This is a genomic window from Mycoplasmopsis gallinacea (assembly GCF_012220205.1).
GTDB classification, from domain to species: domain Bacteria; phylum Bacillota_I; class Bacilli_A; order Mycoplasmatales; family Metamycoplasmataceae; genus Mycoplasmopsis; species Mycoplasmopsis gallinacea_A.
The window spans coordinates 105705-131570 of the sequence record NZ_CP047225.1 but is presented as its reverse complement, the minus strand read 5'-3'; the positions used below and the strand labels follow the sequence as shown (position 1 = coordinate 131570).

Annotated in this window: 19 protein-coding genes; 15 read left to right on the top strand and 4 right to left on the bottom strand. The window is 27.1% G+C overall.

Going from position 1 to position 25866, the window contains the following annotated elements:
• Window positions 1-67 precede the first annotated feature (67 nt).
• A complete protein-coding gene (locus GOQ20_RS00530; protein WP_167844978.1) occupies window positions 68-2107 on the top strand; it encodes a hypothetical protein in 2040 nt (679 codons plus the stop codon).
• Window positions 2108-2304: 197 nt separating this feature from the next.
• Here GOQ20_RS00530 and GOQ20_RS00525 read toward each other — a convergent pair whose 3' ends face one another.
• Window positions 2305-2841 (bottom strand): hypothetical protein, encoded by a 537-nt coding sequence (locus GOQ20_RS00525; protein ID WP_167844977.1) that lies wholly within the window; start codon window positions 2839-2841, stop codon window positions 2305-2307.
• 144 nt (window positions 2842-2985) lie between these two features.
• On the opposite strand from GOQ20_RS00525, the gene GOQ20_RS00520 reads away from it, so the two are divergent.
• Both GOQ20_RS00520 and GOQ20_RS00515 read left to right on the top strand, forming a co-directional pair.
• Window positions 2986-4629, top strand: a complete 1644-nt coding sequence (locus GOQ20_RS00520; RefSeq protein ID WP_167844923.1) for a hypothetical protein — start codon at window positions 2986-2988, stop codon at window positions 4627-4629.
• A gap of 312 nt (window positions 4630-4941) precedes the next feature.
• Entirely contained in the window at window positions 4942-6705 is a 1764-nt protein-coding gene (locus GOQ20_RS00515) for a hypothetical protein (protein WP_167844976.1), read from the top strand.
• Between the two features lie 293 nt (window positions 6706-6998).
• Here the strand turns inward: GOQ20_RS00515 and GOQ20_RS00510 are convergent, their stop codons facing one another.
• Window positions 6999-9572, bottom strand: a complete 2574-nt coding sequence (locus GOQ20_RS00510) for a DNA topoisomerase IV subunit A (RefSeq protein WP_167844975.1) — start codon at window positions 9570-9572, stop codon at window positions 6999-7001.
• A gap of 158 nt (window positions 9573-9730) precedes the next feature.
• Between GOQ20_RS00510 and GOQ20_RS00505 the strand changes: the two genes are divergently transcribed.
• The 3 genes from GOQ20_RS00505 (at window position 9731) to GOQ20_RS00495 (ending at window position 14093) form a co-directional block, all read left to right on the top strand.
• Window positions 9731-10579, top strand: coding sequence for a hypothetical protein (locus GOQ20_RS00505; RefSeq protein WP_167844974.1), 849 nt, complete (start codon window positions 9731-9733; stop codon window positions 10577-10579).
• Window positions 10580-10779: 200 nt separating this feature from the next.
• On the top strand, window positions 10780-13005 hold the full coding sequence (locus GOQ20_RS04620; RefSeq protein ID WP_233091225.1) for a C1 family peptidase: 2226 nt from the start codon (window positions 10780-10782) through the stop codon (window positions 13003-13005).
• Window positions 13006-13562: 557 nt separating this feature from the next.
• The gene (locus GOQ20_RS00495; RefSeq protein ID WP_167844973.1) at window positions 13563-14093 is read left to right on the top strand and encodes a hypothetical protein; all 531 of its coding nucleotides are present in this window, start codon (window positions 13563-13565) and stop codon (window positions 14091-14093) included.
• Window positions 14094-14599: 506 nt separating this feature from the next.
• Here the strand turns inward: GOQ20_RS00495 and GOQ20_RS00490 are convergent.
• Window positions 14600-15637: a hypothetical protein gene (locus tag GOQ20_RS00490; protein ID WP_167844972.1), complete on the bottom strand. Its 1038-nt coding sequence runs from the start codon at window positions 15635-15637 to the stop codon at window positions 14600-14602.
• Window positions 15638-15725: 88 nt separating this feature from the next.
• Between GOQ20_RS00490 and GOQ20_RS00485 the strand changes: the two genes are divergently transcribed.
• The 5 genes from GOQ20_RS00485 (at window position 15726) to GOQ20_RS00465 (ending at window position 20032) form a co-directional block, all read left to right on the top strand.
• Window positions 15726-16103: an IMPACT family protein gene (locus GOQ20_RS00485; RefSeq protein WP_167844971.1), complete on the top strand. Its 378-nt coding sequence runs from the start codon at window positions 15726-15728 to the stop codon at window positions 16101-16103.
• 3 nt (window positions 16104-16106) lie between these two features.
• A complete protein-coding gene (locus GOQ20_RS00480) occupies window positions 16107-17483 on the top strand; it encodes a M17 family metallopeptidase (protein ID WP_167844970.1) in 1377 nt (458 codons plus the stop codon).
• A gap of 139 nt (window positions 17484-17622) precedes the next feature.
• Window positions 17623-18408, top strand: a complete 786-nt coding sequence (locus GOQ20_RS00475) for a hypothetical protein (RefSeq protein ID WP_167844969.1) — start codon at window positions 17623-17625, stop codon at window positions 18406-18408.
• A 458-nt stretch (window positions 18409-18866) separates the two neighbouring features.
• Window positions 18867-19205, top strand: a complete 339-nt coding sequence (locus GOQ20_RS00470) for a hypothetical protein (RefSeq protein WP_129620242.1) — start codon at window positions 18867-18869, stop codon at window positions 19203-19205.
• A gap of 29 nt (window positions 19206-19234) precedes the next feature.
• Complete coding sequence (locus tag GOQ20_RS00465) at window positions 19235-20032, top strand: hypothetical protein (RefSeq protein WP_167844968.1); 798 nt, start codon at window positions 19235-19237, stop codon at window positions 20030-20032.
• A gap of 69 nt (window positions 20033-20101) precedes the next feature.
• On the opposite strand, the gene GOQ20_RS00460 is transcribed toward GOQ20_RS00465, so the two are convergent.
• Window positions 20102-21475 carry a dihydrolipoyl dehydrogenase family protein gene (locus GOQ20_RS00460; RefSeq protein WP_167844967.1) on the bottom strand — a complete coding sequence of 458 codons (1374 nt, stop codon included), beginning with the start codon at window positions 21473-21475 and terminating at the stop codon, window positions 20102-20104.
• 293 nt (window positions 21476-21768) lie between these two features.
• On the opposite strand from GOQ20_RS00460, the gene GOQ20_RS00455 reads away from it, so the two are divergent.
• The 4 genes from GOQ20_RS00455 to fusA all read left to right on the top strand — a co-directional run bounded on the left by GOQ20_RS00455 (window position 21769) and on the right by fusA (window position 25704).
• The gene (locus GOQ20_RS00455) at window positions 21769-22413 is read left to right on the top strand and encodes a hypothetical protein (RefSeq protein WP_167844966.1); all 645 of its coding nucleotides are present in this window, start codon (window positions 21769-21771) and stop codon (window positions 22411-22413) included.
• A 241-nt stretch (window positions 22414-22654) separates the two neighbouring features.
• A complete protein-coding gene (gene rpsL, locus GOQ20_RS00450; protein ID WP_129620238.1) occupies window positions 22655-23065 on the top strand; it encodes a 30S ribosomal protein S12 in 411 nt (136 codons plus the stop codon).
• Between the two features lie 63 nt (window positions 23066-23128).
• Window positions 23129-23599, top strand: coding sequence for a 30S ribosomal protein S7 (gene rpsG / locus GOQ20_RS00445; protein WP_129620237.1), 471 nt, complete (start codon window positions 23129-23131; stop codon window positions 23597-23599).
• Window positions 23600-23613: 14 nt separating this feature from the next.
• On the top strand, window positions 23614-25704 hold the full coding sequence (fusA, locus tag GOQ20_RS00440) for an elongation factor G (protein ID WP_167844965.1): 2091 nt from the start codon (window positions 23614-23616) through the stop codon (window positions 25702-25704).
• Window positions 25705-25866: the final 162 nt, after the last annotated feature.

Sequence of the window (25866 nt, the reverse complement as noted above, 5' to 3'; positions counted from 1 at the left end):
CAATATTTTTAAAGTGAATTTTTAAATGAATTTATAATATTTATATACGTATTTTTAAGGATATTTTATGAGAAAGAAAATTTGAAATTTATCATTAATCCCAACTTCTTTAATATCAACTACTTTTGTAGTAAGTTCTTGTGCTAGCGAAGAACAATTAACAGTCGAGATCCTTGCTAAAAGCTATGCCGATCAAGAATATGAAACTGATAAGCTAACTAGTATTATTAATTCTTGAAATAATATGCTTATTATAGAAAAAGAATCTAATCAAAATTTGGAAAAAATAGCTATTTTACAAAATAATCTTGAAATAAATAACCGAAAAATAATTCAAATGCAAGTTAATCTACAAAATCTAATAAAAGTGTTATATGATGACAAAATAGATCTAAAAGCAAAAAAATCTATTTTTATTGAAAACCAAAATAAGATTGATCAATTAAGTACCGAGTTTCGTAACAAACAAATGGAGCTAAAAGGTTTAAAAACAGGTGTTAAATTAATCAAAAAAGATAGTTTTTTCCGTCCGTTTATCAATGAAATAATTGACTCAGCTTCTAATGAATATCCAAGTGTTTTTATCACAAGACATGCAGCACAGGTTTATCTTTCTAGTATGCTTCTAGCAATTGGGCAGCTTAGTGCAAATAGCGATGCAAATATACCATACAATGATGTTTTATTTTTTATAAATTCAGAGGTTTGAAAAACTTCTGATGCGCTTAGTCGCCCTGGGACTCAAAGATTTGATTTAGAGTATTTAACATCTAAATTTAAGCCTGTTTATGATTTTAAAAAGCATCAGTGAAATATAAATGATGGAAGAATTTTAACAATTGATAACACTAAATATATTAATAACATCGATAACTCTTATGATACATTTTTCAAATCTGTAAATGAGATTGAAACATATCTAAAACCTTACCTTGATGCAGGAATAAACAAATTTGATTTCTATTTACCTGCACTAAGTCTCGTATCGTTAGAAAATGAAAAGTTAAAAAATTGAATTTTTAAACACGCCAATAAAATAGTTCTTTTAAGCGATGGAAATGCTCAACAAGTCTACTTTCTAACCGACTATAAAAAGTGGGTGTTAAAACAAAGTAAATTTTATACCAAGAAAGAGTTAATAACAAAATGAAATCGGTTCCAAAATGACAAAAATCTAAACAAAACACTAATTGATTATCATCATTTCTTGCAATTAGATGAAAAAGTAAAAATATTTAATCTAGAAAGAGGTTATATTGATAAATTTAACAAGGAAATGGATTCTATTAATAAAAGTTGAGCAAAGATCAAAATCGAACAATATCCATTAAACCCATATGAAATTACTAATATGGTTGAATTTGCAAATGGTAATGATTTTGTAAGTGACTTTTTAAAGGTAAATAAAGTGCCAAATGGAACTTTCTTAGATTTTATAATGCAAGGAAGAGAGCATTATGATCCAAATAAAAAGAATTTAATTTTTATGGGGTCTTCACTTTTTAGAAAAGACAAAAATGGTAAGTGAAGAATTGATCAAAACAAACGTACTTATAAAGAAATTCAAGATTATTTTGCTAAAATGAAAAAACTTTATCCACCTTCAAAATATAACTGATTTTTTAAATTACATGCAAGCTACGATAAAAAAATTGCTAAAGAATATATCAGTTTCCTTTTAGGCGAAGATACGGATCAAATCGCTATTATTTTGGACCCAAATGTTGCTTGAGAACTTATGCTTTCAAATGATTTAAATAATATTAAAATTAATCAGTCAATTTTATTTGATCAAAATGGAGATTCAAAAACCACTTTACATGGAATCCAAGCAACCACAACAACAATTCTTACCACAATGAGCTTACTGAATACGAATTTAAATTGAGATAAAGAGAAAATCAAAACTTTTGTAAGTTTTAGAAATTTCCCAATTTCCAACACTTTTAACTTAATTTATAGAGATAAATATTACTCAGATCCACAAGAAGGATATAAAACCAACATTAAAAATATGGAAGATGTTTATCATTACTTTGTAGATATTAATTATTTCCCAAGTAAAGAAGATTGAATAAATATGAACACTTTTCTTGAAGAAAATTAAAATATTTAAAACTACTAATAAGTCTATAAATAAGACCTATTAGTAGTTTTTATTGTAAGTTGAATTGTAACTAGAACTCAAAAAAACAAGAAAAAGGAAGAGTTATATGTATCTTTTTATTATGTTTTTTGTTTCATTGTATTTGAAATTACACTCAAATAAATTACATGCTTTTTGTATGGTGTTTCACAATCAAACTACATCTTTTTAAGTTTAATATAGCTATTTAAAAGAATTGAATTAAGCACCACAAGAGATATAGAACTAAGATAAATTAGATCTATTCAGAAAAATTTGTAATATGAATAATAATAGTAAATTTTGAAAAATTGTGCATATGTTGCAATTAAAACAGCAAATACAACAAATAGAAAGATAAAAATAAAGAAATTATTAATAAGTTGTTTAGAAAATATCTCTTTTTGTTCCTCTTTGGTTTTTAAATTAACAATTAATTGTTTTTTAATTAAAGTTTGAAATCAAAAAGGAAGAATTAAGCTGTATAAAATAGCTAAAAGACTTCTTAATTTATCAGATTTATTTATAAAAAGTAAAATAATAAGCATTATTATCTTTGCTAAAATCAAAGATAATCCTGGTCAAATTATAGAACCAATAAATGGATAATATCCAAACATATCTAAATCAAATTGTAATTGGATATGATGGAGATATAATGTATAAAAAACACCATATGCAATTAAAATTATTCCTAATACGTCAATTATTTGCATGACATTAAAAAAATAAAAGTTTTTTTTATATAAATTAAGATTAAAAATTTTATATAGCTGTTTCATAGTGATATTATAATTCTTTTTTATCTTTTACTATTTTAGAAAATAATATAATTTTACCTATATTAAATAGCAAACGAAATGTCACACCCTTGAGTTTTAAAATTAAAAATCTACATCTTAGATAAAATTTTAATTAATAAAGGAGTGACTATGGGTGTCTTTAAAATAACAACACATAAAAAAACGAGCTATTATGAAGAAAGAAAAGCTCAAATAATAGCAGGTATTATAAGGTTTTGAAACAAAAGAACAAACAAAGAACTTGCTAGGATGTATCACGTCAGTGTCAGAACAATAATTAGATACAAACAAGAAATAAAACCATTTATAGAAAATGGTACTTTTAACGTTGCTCACAAAGGTAGAAAAAATGAAAATGCACTCAAATATAATGATGAAACTATAAATAAAATTATGTGTGATTATTATGATTTTTCTGAAGAATTTTTCCCTAAAAATGCAACTATTAATACCGCTCCTTTTTGACTTTATTATTATGAAAAAGTAAAACAAAATTTTAATATTAGTTATTCACAAGCTTTTAGAAGAGTTAAAAAGCAAGGTTTCATTAACATCCAAATGACAAGAAAAGGTAAAAGAGAATCTAGAAAAATTAGAAGATTGCTTAAACAAGAAATTGGTGAAAAAACTTCACTTTTCACAAGAATTGGTTCTTTAGAAATTGATGAGCGTGAGAAGAAAAGAAAAAGCGTTTATCAAGCTAAAAATATACATTTAAAATTTGGTGAAAATGTTGAATTAGATGCTTGTCAAGAAATATTTTTTGGGGATAAAAAAGTTTTCATTTACCACGCAATTGATTCAGCTACAGGTAAATTACTTGAACTTCAATGTGAAGAGCAAGAAACAAATGTGGGTTACCAAAAGCTAATTGATAAACTCTTTAAAAAATATGGATTTCCTTCAAATATAACAACAGATCGCAGAAGAACTTTTTGAGGTTCAGAAAAAACATACACAATGTTTGAAGAGGCTTTAATCGATAGAGGAATTACTTTATTTGTGTCATCTAATCCTAAAGATAAGCCAAATGTGGAAAGATCTTTTGCTAGTGCTCAAAATTATTACCCTTATTTATTTAAAAATAAAGGTATTGATTCTATTGATGAATTAAATAAAAGAAGCGAAGAAATTATTGACGAATATAACAAACATTTTCAAAAAACAGAAGGTAATAAAGAAACCAAATTTATCAAAAATGATCATAATTCAAACATTTATGATTTTTCTTTAAGAATTAGAAGAAGAGTAAATAATGGGGTTGTTATGTATAAAAATAAAATGCTCGCCCCTTACGACGAACATAATAAAAGATTAATGTTTTTTTCACAAAACGGAAAAGATATTAATTTATGTTTAGATGTAAACCAAAACTTGTATTTCGAAATCAATAATAAGAAATATATTGCAAAAGTTGTTGAAGAATCCGAATTAAATGAAACCGAAATTTATGCTTTAGCTAAAGGGTGAGATATTTCTATCCCACAAGTACATGTGATTGCAAAGGCAATTGTAAATTCTAGAAAATTCACTTTAGCACAGTCACAATTAAGACATTTCCCCAACGAAATTCTTAAAAATGAAAACGCACAAAAGATAATCAAAATACTTGAAAGAAGTGAACAGATTTTGTTAAAACTTTATAACTTACTTGAAAAAGATATAGAGTGAAAAGATAAAGTTGCATTCATTAACAACTAATATCACAAAACATATTTTATAATCAACAATTTCTTTATGAATTTTGAAGTTCTTTTGGTTCTTTTCTTCGAAAGAAAAGAAGGCCCGTGCTGTAGGACAAATATTGAATTTGTAAAACCAAAAACTAACATACAAAATTAATTGATTTTATTAATTCAATACTTAAATTTTATTTCAATAATTAATATCAGAATTGCTTGTGTTGAATTCTTAAGAATTCAATATAATTATATTAAAAGAAACAAACAAGAGTGACAATTCGTTTAATAATTTACATCTTTTACTATTTTAGAAAATAATATAATTTTACCTATGAAAAGAACAACAAAATTAGCTATTTTAACAGCTGCTGCTAGCGCTACTGTAATCACTATTCCTACAACAACCTTAGCTATATTATCTAACAAGAGAAAAATTGAAAAAACATCACCAGTTTTAGAAAAAATTACTTATGATCTAAATAATGAATTAAAATCAAGTTCAAGTATTTTAGAACTTCAAGATAAAGCTGATATAAACTTATATTTTTCTTCTTACGGAATTATGACTTTTTTTAATTTAGTTAGATTAGCAATGCTTTCAAAAAGTGAAGTTCATTTTCTTTATACTTCAAAATTACCTTTTCAAAAACCGTTAAATAAAGAATTTTTTGAAGATTTTCTTAAAAATGTTCGTAAATTACCAACTGATCAAGACCCGTCAAACACTCAAAACTCATATAATAAATCTACTGTTGAAGATTTGGGTTCAATTTCTGATTTAGAAGCTGTTAAATATTTTGAAAAAATAATAGCCGCAAATCCTGATAAAAAAATTAACTTTTTTATGAATTCAGATCACTTTACAAATGCAATAGAATATTCAAATTTAGTGAATAAATATCGCAACGTTGCAATTGTAGGTATTGAAGATTCACTTGCATCAGGACAATGAGTCTCTAAAAAATATGTGCCATTAGTTTATGATCTTTATTTAGATCCCCAAACAGGAGGCCCTTTAGAAGGTGCTCCAAAGTATATTGATAGAATTAGTCAATACTTAATAACTAATTTTTACCCAAATATAGTTAGTTACTTTTCCGAATATGATGCAGTTAAAAGTTTAACAAATAAAAAAATTAGAAATATTAAGTCATTTTTCGAACAAGAAAAAAGCGATACAGGCGAAAATCTTTCCCCAAAAGAAATTAAAGATTTTATTTTTAGTACCAGAGATAGAAACAATAAAAGACTTTTTACACACTGAGGAAAAATTATCGGTCTAGATTGAGAAAAAGAAAGAGATATAGTAAAAGCCGATTATCAGCAAAACCAAAAACCTTCAATAATTGTGATCGGAACAAGTTATGATTCAGATATTGATAGAGTTAAATACATATCTTCTAAATATGCTCAGGATTATAATATTTATTATAAAGGGCACCCTGGACACAATTACAGTGCTTCATATATTAATGAACACCTTGATCCTAAAAATGTAGGAAAAGAAATAAATTTTGTTAATCCTGAAAACGGTAAAAACGATGTTTGGTTAATCAAAGAAGGTCAAATTGTTAGAGCTTTAGAAACTCAAATTGCTTCTGAAGAATTAACAACTGATCACGTTTTAGATGAAAATCCTTTAAGATTCGAAAAATGAGTGTTATTAACATTTAGGACTAGTGCAATTAGCGGCATCGATAACGGTTTTAATTCTCCTGGAGATGTTCTTGAAATTTTTCTTGAAAATCAATCTGCTCCAATAAGCATTGGAACAAATCTTTACGAAGAATATATCAAAAAGTTAATTACAGATTATATTGCAACTAAATCTCTTTTAATTACAATTAAAGAGCAATCAGTAAATAAATCAAGAAGCAAACTTGAAATTTCTGATTTTGAAGTTCGTAAAATAAGCGACGTGGAAAAAGAACGTTTTTTCTTTGATGATATTCAAATTAATAAAATTGTCATTTCTGAACTAAATGAGAATGGCAATGCATGAAAAGTTGTTTTTGAATTACAAGCTCGTTCAAGAGTCAAAGAGCCTGACAAAATTTACACCTTCAATAAGCAAATTGAGTTGCCTTTAAATTAAAAACCCTGAATTTTAAACAATGATATGAAATATGGACATAACCATATTTCGTTTTTTGTATATTTAGAACAATTTACTCAACTATCAGTTGCATTGAGGTTACAAAGAAACAAGAAAAGCCTTGACACAAGGCACGCTTTTTCTTGTGTCTTTATTTTTTGTGATAAAGATTGCACTCCAGTCAACTAATAAGTCTATAAATAAGGCGCATTAGTTTTTTGAATCTTAGAAAGCTTTTGCTACAAAGGAAAAAGCAAGCAAGAAAAAACGCTTGCATTAGCAAGCGAATTTGATTATTTTTTACCTAAATTTTTGTCCAATCTACTTAAAAGTTCATCTAAGCTATTTTCGCGATCAAAAAGCTCTTTTTCTAAAATTGAATATGATCGTTTTTCTTCTTTGATGTTTTGAACAACCTTGGTTTTTTGACTTGGATCAAAATTAAGTTTAGCATTTTTATTGAATTTAACCATAATTAGGTTATCAATGTGAGCTTTGATGTGTCCGTCTTGTTTTTGATAAATGTTATCTAAATTATCTAAATAACTTTTTTGTTCATCATCTTTAGCTAAAATATCTAAAACATCATTATAAAGAGTTAAATCTCAAAGAAGTGATTTTTCATTGATCTTAAAGTCTTTAAAAATTTGTTTTCCCTTAATGTTTTTAGGGATATATGGAATTTTAGTGAGTGGAATTGATTTAAAGATTCTATCACTATTTAACATTGCAAGGCTTTGATCTGGGTTTAAAGTTTCGAAGTTAGCAACTTGATCATTTAATGAAAGATATAAACCTTTATTTCCTTTAGCTTTAGGACTATATTGTGCAATGTCATTTTCTGAATAACGAGTTACATACCCATTATTAGTAATAATTACAATATCTTTGGTATTATTGCTAATTGTTGCATTAACAAGTTTATCATTATCAGCAAGTGGCATAGCTGTGTATTTTTTGTTAATTCTAGAAACTTCAAATTCTTTTAAAGCAACTTTTTTGAACATTCCTTTTTGGCTTCCAAGCACCACAAAAAGATTTTTATCTCATGAATCTACTTCATAGAGAGCAACAATTTCTTCATCTGGACGCAGATTAACAAATTCAGATAAATGAACCCCTAAATCTTTTCATTTTGATTCGCTAATTTTAAAAATTGGAACAATTGCGTAATTTCCAAGGTTGGTGAAAATTAATAAATTATTTAATGTATTAAAAGTGTTGTATCTAATAAGATAATCTTCTTCTTTAAGAGCATAAGTTTGGATTGTATTAGATTCGGCAACTTTTTGTGAAATTCTCTTTAAGTAGCCAAAACGAGAAATTCCAATTTGCACCTGTTCTTCTTTAACTAAGTCAGTTTGTTCATAGCTAAAGTCAAATTCATCTTCTTCAATAACTGTTTTTCTATCAGTTGCAAATTGATCCTTAATTTCTTTTAGCTGAGCAATGATGAATTTGTTAAATTCTTTTTCATTGTCTAAAAGAAGCTCGATTCTAGAAATAGTACTTAAAAGTTCTTCTCTTTCATTTAAATAAGCTTGCTTATCTGTTTTGCTAAGACGGTAAAGTCTTAATTCAGCAATAGCTGTGGCTTGGTTTTTAGTGAAGGCAAAGTTTTGAATAAGAGCTTCAATAACACCAGCTTTTGAACCTTCAGCATTTCTAATTACTTCAATAACCTCGTCAGTGATTTCGCTAACTTTAATGAACCCATCCACAATTTCTAAACGAAGTTTATTTTTCTCTAAATCATAAATTAAAGTTTTAGTTTTAATTTCTTTTACATGAACTAAATATGAGTCTAATAGCCCTAAAATTCCATAGTTTTTAGGTGAATTTTGATCAATAACAACATTGTTATATGAATAAGTAACTTGGAGCTGAGTTTTTTGCATCAAGTAGCTTAAAATACTTTGCTCATTAGCATCTTTTGAAAGAGTAATTAAAATGTTAATTCCATTACGGTCAGATTGATCCTTAATTTCTTCAATTCCATCAATATCTTTTTTGTTAATTAACATATCAATTTCATAAACTAATTTAGATTTAATTACACCAAAAGGAATTTCAGTAACTTCGATGTATTTGTTATTTTTATCTTCAAAAATTCTATATTTAGCAAATAAACGAATTTTTTCTTTTTCGTTTCTTCCTTTATCAAAGGCTTCAACGATTCCTTTAATACCTTTTATAACACCACCAGTTGGAAAATCAGGACCTTTAACAATTGAAAGAATTTGTTCTAAATTAGATTTAGGATTTTTGATTCTAAAAATACTTGCATCAATAATTTCAGCTAGGTTATGTGGCGGCATTTCAGTAGCCATTCCAATAGCAATCCCTTTAGTTCCATTAATTAAAATGTTAGGAAAAATCGAAGGTAAAACAGTCGGTTCAATTTCAGAATCGTCAAAGTTAGGAGCAAAAGTTACTGTGTTTTTCTTAATATCATTAAGAATGTACTTTGTAATTTTTGACATTCTAACTTCGGTATAACGCATAGCAGCTGCAGGATCATCATCAATTGATCCGATGTTTCCATGCATATCTAAAAGTGGCACATTACTTTTTCATCATTGAGCCATATTAACCATAGCTTCATAAACTGATAAATCACCATGTGGGTGATATTTACCAATAACATCACCAACTACACGAGCTGACTTTTTGTATGGTTTATCAAAATCTAAACCAAGTCCAAACATTGAGTATAAAATTCTTCTTTGAACTGGTTTAAGACCATCTCTAACATCTGGAAGCGCTCTTTGTTGAATAACGTATTTAGAATATTTTCCGAAACGATCAGACATTATTTTTTCAAGTGATTCATTAATAATTTTTTCAATAACTTTGTTTTTATTCATAAAATAACCCCATATTTTTACATTTTAAATTTTACCAAGATATAAAAAATACTCCTAAAATATCCTGAGTTCCCGGTATTGCTAGAATTTGTATTATAGTTTTTTAAAAATAATCATATAAAATTTAATTAATTTAGTATCTTAAATAAGGAGTAAAAATGGCTAAAAATAAAAAAATATGAATTTCTTTAGGGGCAATTACTGCTATTGCGGGAATCAGTACAATCGCAACTTTAACCTATTTACTTACTAATAATAAAAATAAAATTGATAATACAAAACAAGATGAAAACTTGGTCAAAGCAAATCAATTTATTGAAAAAATTAAGACTAAATCAACAGCAAATAAAGATTTAAGCGATAGCCGCATTAAAGCTTTAAATCTAAGTTTTTTAAATTGATTAAATAATGAAAAAAAGATTTTAGATAATACTAAAAATATTAGTGATCTAGATTTAAAAGAATTAATTACTAAAATTGAAACCCATTTTTCAACTTATCAAAAGCAATATAATTCATTAGTGAATTTAAAGGAAAAAATTTTAGCAGTAACTGATTTAGTCAACCAATATTCAATTCCTGAAGAAATTGAAGATAAAGATTTAATTGTTGTAAATTCTTTAGCCGATTTAAATAATGCTAATGAAGAAGCTAAAGAAAAATATAATTCACAAAATTTATCAGAGCTTGAAGAAGTATTAGTAAATTTAGATCATGTTTATCAAGAAAAATTAAAAGAATTAAATAATAATAAACAAAGAATTCAAGCTGAGAAAACCAATTTAAATCAAATCATTGCTGAAGTTCAACAAATAATCGATTCAAATCCAGATACTACAAACAATAGAGAAGCTAATGAAAAATTAACTAAACTGAAAGAAATTTTATCTGTTGCACAAAACAATTATGCTAATAATTATGTAAGCTTAAGCACTTTAGAATCAACTAAAAACAATTTAAATACAGCAAAAGCTGAATTTGAAACATTAATACAAAATAATAATTAGTTGTAAAAACAAATATACCTATAAACGAGGTGTATTTGTTTTTTGTAATCTCAATATTTGAAAAAAGTGGAATATATTTTTTATTTTAATTTACATTAAATTTGATAGATAACCAATAGTTAAATTTTTAAGTGTGTCATTTTCTAGTTTTTATTGATTTTATTAATAAGAAGGCAAATATTTATTTAAAATAAATATATATGAGATTGAAAAATAAAAAAATATTAACTAGTTTATTAGTTAGTCCAAGTTTATTAATACCTTTTAGCGCCATAAGTGCAACCACATTAGTTGGTTCTAATGCACCAAAATTAGAACTTTTTAAAACTCAAAGTGCAGAAGAAATTGCAAAAATGGAATTTTTTGATGCAAGAAAATACAATTTAATTACTAGTGTTAAAAATCAAGGTCGTGAAGGTCTTTGTTGAGCGTATACAATTGCTTCAATTTTAGAAACTAATATGTTAAAAAATAATATAGGTAATTACACTAAAAATTCTTTAGATATTGATGAACATGCAATTGATTACATAAGTAATAGTTGAAATCACAATGCAGATAAGTTAAATTTAAATCCCGATGCTCAAGAATGAAAAGGAATTTTAGGCGAAGGAAATTATTTATCTCACGCATTTAATGGTTTAATGAGAAATACATCCCTAATTGCTCAAACTAATCAAACTGAGTTTCCTAATTTTGATAATCCTACAATTGCTAAAATTAAAAAGGCTGTAAAAGTTAATCATACTGTTGATGATATTAAATTAGCGATTGCCAAATATGGTTCTGTGGGAGTTGCTTATTCTTTTAACGAAATGAATTTCGGTCCTAAAACCATTTGATACAACGAACCAAATTCAATTATTGTCACTAAATCACCTGAAGAAAGAAGCATCAAAAATCATGCTTCAGTTATTGTAGGTTGAGATGATGATTATTATGAATCTAATTTTGGACCTGAAAAACCGAAACAAAGAGGTGGTTTTATTATTAAAAATAGTTGAGGAACTAAAATGCATGCTCAAGGCTACTTTATGCTTTCATACGATTCATTAGATTTAATTCATGAAGTAATGGCAGTTGAAGTAGAAAATAATAATACATATCAAAATACTTACTATTATGATACAAAAAATTCATTTTCTTTATTTGCAACTATTGATACTAATGAAAGAACAATGGCAAATATTTTTCCGGTTAAAAAAGCAAATGACGAAATTGTAGAAAAATTAAAGTCAATTAATTTTGCACTCAGAGGCTCAAACATTACTGCTCAAATCAAAATTTATGTTAAAAATTCTTCAATGTCTAATCCTGAAGATGGTGAATTAAAATTAACTCAAGAAGCGCAAATTCCAAATTCTGGTGATAAAGGATTTTATACAATTGATTTAAATGAAGAAATTATTTTAAACAAAGGGCAATATTTTTCAATCATAGTCGATGTCACTAATAAAGGTGAACAAAACGTTGATTTGATGGCAAGTGATGAAGCTAGAGAAATTTTGAGTTTTTATAAACATAATAATCAATGAGTAAATAGTAAAAAAAGTTTTGTTGTATTTGGAATTAAAGCTCACACTCTTGAAATGCCAATTAATGAATTAAATAAAGGCTCAGCAGTTGATGAAGAAAATAAAGAATTAGAAGAAAGTTCTGAAACTAATATGAATAATAATCCTAGTGAATCAGATGCAGAAAATGATCCACCTAGAAGTGATGACAGTCAAAGTGAATCAGAAAGCTCTGAAGGTGAGTTAGAAACAGATACAGTAACTAATATTGAAGAGCCATCAGATAGTGAGGTTTCAAGAGAAGAAGAAAAAAGTTCTCCAAAAACTAATGAATCTGAGACAGATTCAAGTTCAGAAGAAAATAATCCGATTTCAAAAGAATCTGATGCATCTAATGTTGGGGACAATAGTTCGTCAATAGCTGAAGATACTACTAAAAATAAATATATTATTGATGAAAATTCATCAGAACATGAAACTAATTCAAGCTCTGAAACAGTAATAGATTGAGCATCTCAAGATAATAACAAACCTACAACAGAAGATTCCGCAAGTGAAAATAAAGATGCTGCAAATGAAAATCCAACACGCGATCAAAGTAATTCAAACCCTGAAACCGAAGAGGATCAAATTAATGATTCTTCAACATATGAATCACAACCAAATAATCCAGTCGAAACAGGAGAGCAAGCTAATTCAAACCCAAATACTAATGAAAGTTCAACTATAGAAAAGAACGATTCTAATAATGAAAAAGAATTAAAAGATGTTTCAATAGAATCTGAAAATTCTAAAATCGATAAAATACATGTTATTTTATGAAGTATTTTAGGTGTTTCAACTGGAATTATAACTTTTGGTATAGCAACTTTCTTTATTGTTAAATTAATGAAAAAAAGAGTTAAAAAATAATTTTAACTCTTTTTTTGCTTTTAGAAGTTTAAAAGGTTTATTGGCAATTAGACTGATGTATTGCTCGAATGTAAGTTTCATTGCAACGCGTGTGAGTTCAAAAACACAAGAAAAAGGCATGTAGCCATGCCTTTTTCTTGTGTTTTTGTTTCCTTGGTTTTTGTGGTTTTTTATAAAGAAAAAAATAATTAATGAAAAAAGCAATTTATTTCAAAAACAACGGTAAAGCAGTGTTTATTTAAGAGATATTGCGTTTTTATTAAAAATTATAAAAATTAAAGATTTTTCAAAAGTCAGAAAGCGAAAAAGAACAAATAAAAGAGAAAAAAGCAATAAAAACACCATTCCCTATTGTGTTATGAACAGTATTTTTGTTGCGCCGGAGATTACACTCAAGCCTGAAAAAAATACATTTTTTTCAGTTTTTTTGTATTACATAGATTGATAAATCTAACCTGTTAAAATAAAAATAATATAATTATAATATATAGTAAAAATTATTTTTTTAAAAAACTAAAAGATTGGTTTGCAGAAAATTAGAATTGGAGTGAATACTAATGAAATATTTAAATATATTTTTAAAATATCTTATTTCTTTTTTTGGAGCTTTTACTTTTTTAAGTAATGCATGACTTAGTTTTGAACTAACACAAGGATTAAACTATTACACTATTTATATACTGATAACATTGTTATTAATTCAAATAGTTAATTGATTTATTCCATTAAAATTAGAAAACAAATATAAAACCTATAAATTAAAAAACATTTCTCAAATAATAAATTCATCGTTTTTTATTTTATTTTTGATTTTAATTTGTTTTGTTGCTTATTTTTGCAGAACTATGGTAAATACAACTAATTATAAAATTTATGTTTTGGATGTAGAGAACCCAATGACTTACGAAGAGTATTTTGATTTACATTTTTATAGAGATTTTAAGTATTTTGTTTTTTATTTACCAATATATGTGTTTTTATATTTAATAAATGATTTCTCTTATTATTTTTTAATTGAAAACATTAAAAAGAAATTGAACAAATATAATTGTTTAAAATATCCTAATGAAATTAAGCACAATAAATAAATTAATAAACAAATTAAAAAATATTGATAATTATGCCATACAAGGAAGTTTTAGTTTATTTTTACAAAATGCAATAAATAGAATTCCTAAAGATCTAGATATATTAATAATTAAAAATAATGAATTAAATTTAAATTCTGTAGAAAATCTTTGAAAAAATTAATAAAACATTTTAATTATAAAATAATAAAAGACTATGATAATTTTAAACAAATTGAAATATTTTTTATAAAAATTGAAAAAGTGACGCATAAGTTAAGTGGCAAAAAATAACAATGCTTTTTTAATGTTTAAATTATAAAAAAATTAGTGCAAAAAATGAAGAAATAGTGATAAAAGCAAAACCAAAAGCGCAAGCCCTTGTGGCTTGTTTTCTTATAAATTTTGAAGTTCTTTTGCTTAAGATATATGAAAAATTATGCTCCAAACAGTGCCAAATTTGAACACTCAGTATATAAAAAATACTCCTAAAATATGTTTTACCATTTTTAAGAGTATTTGTTTTACTAAGCATTTACCAATTGTTTAACACTATCAATTTTAGCCTTAAGATTTTCTACTTCATTTTTTAAAACATTAATGTAGTTATTTTTAATATTATTTTGGTTATATTCAGCTTTAAATTGTTTTAAAGCATTTACAAAAGCATTAATTTCATTTGTTAAATCAACATTTTGCTCTGCGGCTAACTGAGTAAGTTTTACTTTAATGCTTTCATCACTATTTTCTTGATCTATATTGGTTTCGCTAAATTGTTTTAATAAATTATTTACTAAATTCATTAAGTTTGCTAATGCATGAGAGTGTCCGTGGCCATTTCCTCCATCATCATGAACATGATCGTGATTATGGTCGTGATTATTTTCATTATGTTCATGAGTTTCTTCGCTTGCGTTGTTAAATTTTTGATTATCAAAGAATTTGTTATTTAATTCTTTTTCAATTTGTTCTAAAACGGCAGTTAAATAAACTTCTGAAGATTGATTTTCAATTTGACTTTTGCTATCAAGTGTGTCTTCTAAATATTTTTTTAACTTGTTAAGATTTTGATATTTATTTTCTAGATCTTCATAAAAAACAGAGTCAAAATCTTCAATTAAGTAAAATATGTCATCATATAAACGTAAATGTTGATAAAAATGTTCAATTTTTGCTTTTAAAAGTTCTTTACCTTGCTCTGGATTTTGTGGATTTAATTTGTTAATTATTTTTAGTAAAGTAGCTCTTACTGAATTTTGGCTACTTCAAATTAATTTTTTATATTTTTTGTAAGAAGCAAAGCGACCATCTGCTTGATTTTTATCTAAATTAACATTCAAGAAATTTGCATATGATTCAAAAGTTTCTTTGACTTTGTTGACCAAATTTCTTTTAGTTTCCGGAAGTGAGCTAAGTTTTGAATAATTTGAAATCTTGATATCGTGTTTGTCTACGTATGTGAAAGGTTGATCATTTACTGGCTTATTTGTATCATTACACGAAATAACACTACCAATACTAGCAAATGAAGTTAAGACACCTAAACTAAAAATTATTTTTTTCATAATTCCCCTTGTTATCTTTTTATATTACCATACAGTAATATAATATCACAATTTGTGATAAAACAAGAAATTATAATATAATAAATGTGTGAATTTAGAAACACTATACGAAGAGAAAAAATCTAAGTTTTATGGCTATATTTTCAAAATAAAAGATAAAACAGAAATTGCTCAAATCATTGAAAAGGTTAGAAAAAAGCACAAGAAAGCTCGGCATGTTTGTAGTGCTTATTTGCTTAATTTAGAAGGTGGATTTCAAGCTGGTTATGATGATGATGGTGAGCCCAAAGGAACTGCAGGAAAAGCAATTTATGATCTTTTCCAATTCAAAAACATTTCTAATGTTTTAGTAATTGTGGTTCGGTATTTTGGTGGAATAAAACTTGGAGCTGGTGGACTTGTTAGAGCATATCGTAAAAGTGCTGGACAAATAATTGATTTATTTTTACAATCAGAAAAGGAATAATATATGTTAAAAATTAAAAAGGAATTTCACAAAGAAAATATCAAAATGCTTTTAGCTTTTGAAGGTGAAAATTTACCTGAGTTTGTAGGTAAAAAACATGGAAAAATCACAATTGATTTTGCTAATAATCTTGCTTATCTTTTTGTTAAAAAAGACAAGCAATCTCTTTTTGAGCTTCATCAATTAATTAAAGATACATTTGGCGAAACAAATTATGATTTTGACCTTGATTTTGCTTCATTTGTGAAACATTTTAAACAAGAAGAGATCTTAAGAGCTTTAATTTCTAAAATCTACTTTGCTAAGGCAAATCTTTTTAAAAAATCAATCGATATTGATAATAAAAAAGATGAAGACCAAAAAGAAAAAGCTCTAAATTTAGTGCTCGGAGATTCTTATGAAGCTTTAATTGAGCAAGCTAATAAGTACGTAATTATTGCAGAACAAGTAAATAAAACAAGAAATTTACAAATCATGCCTGAAAATTTCTTAAACTCAGAAATGCTTGCAACTAAAATTGCTGAAGATTTTAGTGGAATTGAAAATCTTAAAGTAACTATTTTAACTAAAAAAGAAATTCAAGATTTAGGAATGAATTTACTTTTATCAGTAAATAAAGGATCAACACATGAACCTAGAGTGGTTATTGTTGAATATAAAGGAAATCCTGAAAATACTGAAAGTGTAAGCATTGTAGGTAAAGGAATTACTTTTGATACTGGTGGAGTTAATACTAAAGGATATCATATGGAAGGTATGAAATATGATATGTCTGGATCTGTAATTGCAGCTTATGCAGTTAAATCACTTGCTCTTTTAAAAGCAAAAGTAAATGCAAGCGCAATTATGTGCATTACAGATAATAGAATTAATAATGACGCTTCACTTCCTGAAAACGTGTATAAATCAATGTCAGGAAAATGAGTTGAAGTTGTTGATACCGATGCTGAAGGTAGATTAGTGCTCGCTGATGGACTTTACTATGCAGCTTCAATTTTAAAACCTTCAACAATTGTTGATGTTGCAACTTTAACAGGTTCAATTTTAGTTTCACTTGGAAACACTTATTCAGGTATTTTTACTGAAAATGATGCAAAATACTCAAAATTTGAAGCAGCTTCAAAATTAGCCCAAGAAAAAGTTTGAAGAATGCCAATGCATGAAGATTTTAACAAAGGAAATAAAGGTTCAAAAGTTGCAGATTTAGCTTCTTGAAGTTCAACTGTTAAACAAGATAGTTCACAAGCTGCAATGTTTTTAAAAGAATTTACTAACGGAATCGATTTTATTCACTGTGATGTTGCTGGAACTGCTGATAAATCTGGTGAGCCACAAGGTGAATTAGTTGCTACTTTAGTTGAGTTTTGCTCAAACCAATAATCCTATTTTTAATCATTAAAAGTATTTTTAAAGCAGAACATTTATTATCGATGTTCTGCTTTAATTTAATTATTTATTTATTTCATAGAAATATTAATTATCAATATAATTAATTTATCAAAAACATAAAGGAGTATATATGAGTATTGAATTACAAATTACTTTGGTTTTGTTATCTATATTATCAATATTTCCAGCAGAAAATCTTTTTTGATTTAAATATGTAAAAAACATGCGTTTTCAATGAATTCTTTTTCAACTTAATAAAAAGTTGCAAGAACTAGACTTAAAGAAAATTAAAGTAGAAATAAATACTTTATTTAAAAATGGGTGAGAAGACTTAAATAAAGAAGTAAATAAACTCAACAAACTTTTAATTATATTTATTACAAATTTAATTGTTTCAATAGTCTGCGGATCTGTTTCAATTGCGCTATTTTCAGTTTATTTAAAAGATGGCACAACTCTTAAGTGAGCTTTTTACTTCATCCTTTCTATTTTTTTAATTGGTTATTTTTTAGAATTAATTATTGTAATCTTTGTTTTATTTAAAAATTTACAGACAATTAAAAAAAATAATCAGTTAATTGAAAAACAAAAATTTTCAGGAGCATCCTTGTGCTTTGATAAGGAATATAAAGTGCAACTTTTAGATAGAGATGCAAAAGACTATGTTTTATTTGACAAGAAAATTTATTTTCCTTTTGCATCACATAACTGACTATTAGTTGAAAACGGTTCTAAAAAGAAAAAAATTAAAATATCAATTCCTAACATAATTAAACTTTTAAATAATGATCTTGAAAGATCAAAAATGTATTCATACCTTATTTTGTGAGGGATTCATTTACCAGATACAAGTTTCTTTAGAGAAAATTATCAAGATATATATCAAGACTTTATTAACAAATATGAGCAAAATTAAGAAAGGAACAAAAAGCAAAATATAGCATGAACATAACTGTACTTTTATATTTTTTATTATCAATAATTTCTTATAAATTGCTCATCTTTTCCTTTAGATTGAGAATGGACAAAACATTACCTTTCATGACTGTATTTAATGTCATTTATAAAAAAATTATTCTATTAGCAAATAACAATACAAGTTATAAAACAAACTTTATATTTATGAAAGCTTGAAATTTAATTAGATTTAACTTATTAAGGCAAAACAAAATCATTTACTCATCATTTTTATTAAGTTGATTTTGGGTCATATTTGTTACCATAATTTTTATTTTATCTTTCACTAAAATAGAGTTTTTTAGTGAGCAACTGTTATTAAATGGAATATTATTTGGAATGATTTTGTTTTTCCATTTTGTTCTTTTTCCTTTATGTTATCTTGTATTTTGAACTCAAAAAAGAAAAATTGAAAATGTGGATAAATTTTTAAACACATTAGAATTTTCTAATGATGGTTTATTTTTTGACAAGCAATATAAAGAAACAACCGATTTTTTCACTGATGACTTTATTGAATTTAAGTGAAAGCCGTATATGTCAAGATTTTACTTTAAACCAATTAAAGTTGATATAAAAGATTTTTCAGAAGGCTTTTATGGGGATAAATTCACTAATTTGTGACTCACATATTTTGCAGTTTGAGGCATCCATTTAGATATAGATGGAGTAAAAAATAATAATTATGAGCACGTTTATCAACAATTTGTAAATACATTTGCAAGTGAATTAGAAAGACAAAATATAAAATATTAAATTTTATTTTTATTCAAGAAAGGAGACTTATGAACTTTTATGCAATGATGACATTATTAGTTATTACAGGTATACTCTCTTGTTCATGAACATGACTTTACTCGGGAAAATTTCAAAGAAAATCATTTTTCCAATTCACTTTAAATCCTATTTACAAAAGGATAAAGTGAATTAATGAACAAAAATTTAACAGAGCAATTAATTATTTATTTAAAGACGCAATTGATGATCTAAAAAAAGAGATTAGATCTATGAATAAAATGGTCTTGATATTAAATATAATTCAATTTGTAAACATTATTTGTTTAACAACTATTCACTTTGCTATTTTAAAAAAATATCCTCAAGAAGAGCTCCAAGTCGTTTTTGTATACTATGAGTTCTTTGATGTTTTTCTCCTGATTTCAATTATAGCTTTTGCAGTTTTTTCAATTTGATTATTTAAGAATTTATTTAAAATGAAAAGAATTGAAGCATGAACTAAAAACTTAAAATTTACTAGATATGAATTATCTTTTGATAAAGAATACATTGCAAATGACGAAGATTTAAGTAACAAAGGATTTTCATTTTACCGTGGAAAATTTTATCTCATGGCAAATAAATATCAATGAATGGTAATTCCATACTTTGAGAAAGTCAAGGGTGGAGGAGGCAAAATCAGAATATCAAGCGCCAATCTCAAAAGACTTTTTGGAGATGATCAAGAAAAAGCTAAAAAATACTCATATTTATTCTTTTGAGGTTCTCACCTAAAAGATACAAAACTTTATAACAAGGATTTTGAGATTATTTACCAAGATTTTATGAACCAATTTCCAATGTAATTTGCACTTATAAGTTCAAAATTAGAATTTAAAAATTGTAGGAACTTCACCTACAATTTTTAAATTAAATTAAGATAAAACATCATTAAGCGCTTCTGTAAAGTTCGGATGCACATAAATAAAATCTTTTAAGTCACTAGCTTTAATTTTATATTTAATTGCTACTGAAAGCAAGTTAATAATTTCATGAGCTTCATAATTGAAGACAATAGCACCTATAATATAACCTTCTTTGTCCACAAGTACTTTGTAGTATCCTTCGGTTTCTCTAATAACATGAGCTTTTGGAATTTTTAATGAAGGCAAGTATTTTAATGTATATTCAATTCCTTTTGCCTTGGCTTCTTTTTCGTTAAGCCCTGCTCTAGCGTATGTTGGATCAATAAAAGATGCAAAAGGAACATATTTACGATCATCTTTAGTATAAGAAGTTTCTAAATTAGCAAGTTGTGGATAAATGATCCGTGAATCATCAAGAGAAATATAAGTAAATTGATATCCACCTTTAACATCACCAGCTACATAAACATTTTTGTTTGTAGTTTGAAGTAAGTTATTACTAATAATAATTCCTCTTTCATTTATCTGAATATTAGCTTTTTCTAAACTAAGTCCCTCAGTGTTTGGTCTACGACCAATAGCAACTAATATTTTGTCAAAAACAGCTTCTTTGATTTGGTCATTTTGGCTATAAACTACTTTGGTTTTGTTATTTTTTAAATCAACAAATTTAATTAAATCGATATCAAAGTCAATTTTCACTCCTCTTTTAGTTAAGCTTTCTTTAATAGCATCTGCATCACTTTGATCTTCTGAAGGTAAAAACATATTACCTTTTTGGAAAATTTGAACATTAGAACCAAAGTAATTAAAAATTGAAGCAAATTCAAGTCCAATAAACCCGGCTCCAATTACCAAAATGTCTTTTGGTAATTCATCAAGCTCTAAAAGTTGTTCGCTAGTTAAAATGTTTTTAGATTCAGATCCTTCAATTGATAATTTATTTGGAGTAGCTCCGGTGTTAATTAAAATCTTTTTAGCTTCTAAAATAATTTCTTGATTATCATGTTTTCTAACTTTGATACTATTCTCACTTTCAAACGAAGCATCTCCAAGATATAAATCAACATTAAGGTTATTTTTCAAAATGTCAAAATTAACTTTGTTTAATTTTTTGACAAGATTTTTCTTATGTTCCATAGCTTTTTTGAAAAAAGCATTATTAACTTCATGATTATTTTCAATTCCAAGACTGCGCATTTGAGAAACTACTTTTGCATCATGAACTAATGATTTAGTTGGTAAGCAACCTACATTAATGCAAGTTCCGCCATACATTTTAGGATCTTTTTCAATTAGGGCAATTTTTTGTCCTTGAGAACCTAACTTATTAGCTAGTGTTTTACCTGCTTTACCTCAACCAATAACAATTAAATCATACATATTAAAACTCCTTTATTTTTGCAATAATTACAATTTTACCCTAAAAAAGAGCAAAAAATGTACTTTTTACTTTTTTTATCTATTTTGAGAACTTTCAAAAAATAATTTTTTACTCACTATTAACCTTATATATCGAAAGGGTAAAATTAATGATAAAAAAGAATTACTAAAAATGGAAATTTCCAATTTTTAGTTCTTTAATATATTTTTTTAAAGCGATTTTTTAAATTAATAATATAATATTATGATTTGTTTTTTTAAAAATTCATATTAACAAATAAGAAAGGATCAAAATGTATAAATTTGAAACAGACAAATCTTTTATAAAAAAAGCACGCTCATTTTCATCTGAAATGCTTACAGAGATGGAAAAAATTTTAAGAAATAAATACAAAATAAATTCACAATTCTTTCTTGTAGGAAGTGGTGCTAGAAATTTAATAACAGTGAATGAAGATGGAAAAATTGACTTAGATTACAATTTAAACATTATTTCTTGTCAAGATTGAAAAAACGTAAAGAAAATTAAAGAAGATGTTAGAAATGCATTTAATAAAGTTTTACAAAAAAGAGATTTAAAAACTGTTAACGACTCAACAAGTGCTTTAACAACAAAACCAATGAAATTCTCACAACATGAAAGAGAATGAAGTATCGATTTATGTATTGTAACTAAATCAAGTACTGGAGATTGATTAAGGTTAATTCACCAAAAAACATCAAACCCTAAAAACGATACATATATTTGAAATGAAACAAAAAATTCAAGTGATTACAAAAAGAAAATAAAACAAATTAAGGAAACCAAAGGCGGTTGAGAAAAATTGAGACAAAATTACTTGAACAAGAAAAATTTTTATTTAAAAAGAAATGATCATTCACACAAATCATTTATTTGCCTTATTGAAGCAATAAATGAATTTCAAAAAATTAAATAGCTAAATATTGTTCTTTCAAAATGCTTTTTATAGGTAGTAAAAAAGATAATTTTATTTAAAATATGCCCTATTTATAGGGTTGTTTTTAATTTTTTTATTAAGTAAAAGTATTCATTATTTTCCCTATAAAAAAATTTAAAAAAATGCGATACACACGGGTATGTTGTTGTATAATAATATGGCTATCTAATACAATAGCTGTTTTTACAAGATTTATTATTTATAGAAAGGATGTATTAAAATGCCAACAATTAATCAATTGGTTACAAATGGTCGTACATCTAAGACAAGAAAGCAAAACGCTCCTGCTCTTAGTTTAAGTTACAACTCATTAATTAAAAAAGCTAAAAAAATGGCATCACCATTCAAACGTGGTGTATGTACTCGTGTTGCAACAATGACACCTAAAAAACCTAACTCAGCTTTACGTAAATATGCTCGTGTTAAGTTATCAAACGGAATGGAAGTTACAGCATATATTCCAGGAGAAGGACACAACCTTCAAGAACACTCTGTTGTTTTAATCCGTGGAGGACGTGTTAAAGATTTACCTGGGGTTAGATACCACATCGTTCGTGGAACACAAGATGCTGCCGGAGTTGCTAAACGTCAACAAGGACGTAGTCTTTACGGTGCTAAAAAAGCTAAATAATCAAAGCATAATTTAAATTATTAATTTACAAAAAACACAAATATTCAAAATAGGAGGACAAATATGTCAAGAAAGAAAAGCGCGCCTATCCGTGAAGTATTAGCAGATCCAGTTTTTAACTCTGTAATTGTTACAAAATTAATTAACACAATTATGCTTGACGGAAAAAAATCAATTGCTCAAGATATCTTATATTCAGCATTTGAAATTGTTAAAGAAAAAACACAAAAAGATCCAATGGAAGTTTTCAACTTAGCTATTGAAAACGTTACTCCACAACTTGAAATTAGAACAAGAAGAATCGGAGGAACAAACTACCAAGTTCCTACAGAAGTTTCTCCTCGTAGAAAACAAGCATTATCACTTAGATGATTAGTTCAATATGCTCGTTTAAGAAACGAAAAAACAATGGATGTTCGTTTAGCTAACGAAATCATCGATGCATCAAACAAAACAGGTGGAGCAATCAAAAAACGTGAAGATACACACAAAATGGCTGAAGCTAACCGTGCATTCGCACACTTCAGATGATAATTTAGGGTTTTATTATGGCTAGAGATTATCAATTAAAAGATTACCGTAACATCGGAATTATGGCCCACATTGATGCAGGGAAAACTACTACTACAGAAAGAATTTTATTCCACACAGGTAAAATTCACAAAATTGGTGAAACACACGACGGAGCTAGTCAAATGGACTGAATGGCTCAAGAACAAGAACGTGGAATCACAATTACTTCAGCTGCTACAACAGCATTCTGAAAAGGAAAAAGAATTAACATTATCGATACACCAGGACACGTTGACTTTACAGTTGAGGTTGAACGTTCATTACGTGTATTAGATGGTGCTGTTGCTGTTTTAGATGCTCAATCAGGAGTTGAGCCTCAAACAGAAACTGTTTGAAGACAAGCGACAAACTACAAAGTTCCACGTATTGTTTATGTAAACAAAATGGATAAAGCTGGTGCTGACTTTGCAGCTTCAGTTGCTTCAGTTAAAAGCCGTTTAGGTGGAAATGCAGTTGCTATCCAATGACCAATTGGTGCTGAATCAGATTTCAAAGGGCTTGTAGATCTTGTTACATTACAAGCTTACACATACAACGGAGAAGCTCAAGAAGAAGAATTTCCAACAGAAATTCCTGCTGATTTAAAAGATATTGTTGTTGAAAAACGTCAAGAACTTTTAGAAGCAGTTGCTAACTTTGACGAAGAACTTATGATGAGAGTTCTTGAAGGTGAAGAAATTTCTGAAGAAGAATTTAAAGATGCAATTAGAAAAGCTACTTTAACTTCAGAGTTCTTCCCAGTTGTTTGTGGTACATCATTCAAAAACAAAGGTGTTAAGAAAATGATCGACGCTGTTGTTGATTACCTTCCATCACCAATTGATGTTCCAGCAATTAAAGCTCACTTAGGTGATGAAGAAGTTAGTGTTGAAGCTACAGATGATGGGGACTTTGCTGCTCTTGCATTCAAAGTTATGAATGACCCATACGTAGGAAGCTTAACATTCTTCCGTGTATACCGTGGAGTTTTAGAAAAAGGAAGCTACGTATACAACTCAACAAAAGAACAAAAAGAACGTATTGGACGTTTATTACAAATGCACGCAAACAGCCGTGTGGAAATTGATGAATGTCGTGCAGGAGATATCGCAGCTGCTGTTGGACTTAAATATACAACAACAGGTGATACTCTTATTGCTGAAAAAACACCTAAAATTGTTCTTGAAAAAATGGTTTTCCCAGAACCGGTTATTTCACAAGCTCTTGAACCAGAATCAAAAGCTGCAACAGAAAAACTTTCACTTGGACTTCAAAAACTTGCAGCAGAAGATCCTACATTCAGAACTTACACAGACGAAGAAACAGGACAAACAATTATTGCCGGAATGGGTGAATTACACCTTGACATTATTGTAGACCGTCTTAAAAGAGAATTCGGTGTTCAAGCTAAAGTTGGAGCACCTCAAGTTTCATACCGTGAAACAATTACAAAAACAGCTGATGTTGAAGGTAAATACATCAAACAATCTGGAGGGAAAGGACAATACGGACACGTATGAATTAAATTTGAACCTAACCCAGATCAAGGATTTGAATTCGTTGATAAAATTGTTGGTGGAAAAATTCCTAAAGAATACATTAAATCAATTCAAAAAGGTCTTGAAGACAAAATGGCAGCAGGTATTTTAGCTGGATACCCAATGATTGATGTTAAAGCTACATTATTTGATGGATCATACCACGACGTCGATTCATCTGAAATGGCTTATAAAATTGCTGCTTCTAAAGCTCTTACAAAAGCTAAAGACCAAATTGGTACAGTATTACTTGAACCAATTATGGACGTTTCAGTAGTTGTTCCAAATGACCACATCGGGGATGTTATTGGTGACTTATCACGTCGTAGAGGACTTGTTAATGACCAAGAACAAAGAAACGATGGATCAACAAACGTTCGTGCTATGGTACCTCTTTCAGAAATGTTCGGATACTCAACAGAGCTTAGATCTATGACAAGTGGACGTGGAACATACCAAATGCAATTTGATCACTATGAAAAATGTCCAAACAGCATTGCTGATCCAATCATTAAACGTAGAAACATTCAAGACAAAGACGAAGATTAATAATTTATAAAGTCACCCTATGGGTGATTTTTTCTTTAAAAATTTGATAAAAAAAGCACATAAGGTGCTAATCTTAAATAACAATACATAATTTTATTTATAGTTTCATCTTTATATTTGAGGGCATTTTCATTTTTTCTATTTTTGTGAGCGACAGTAAAT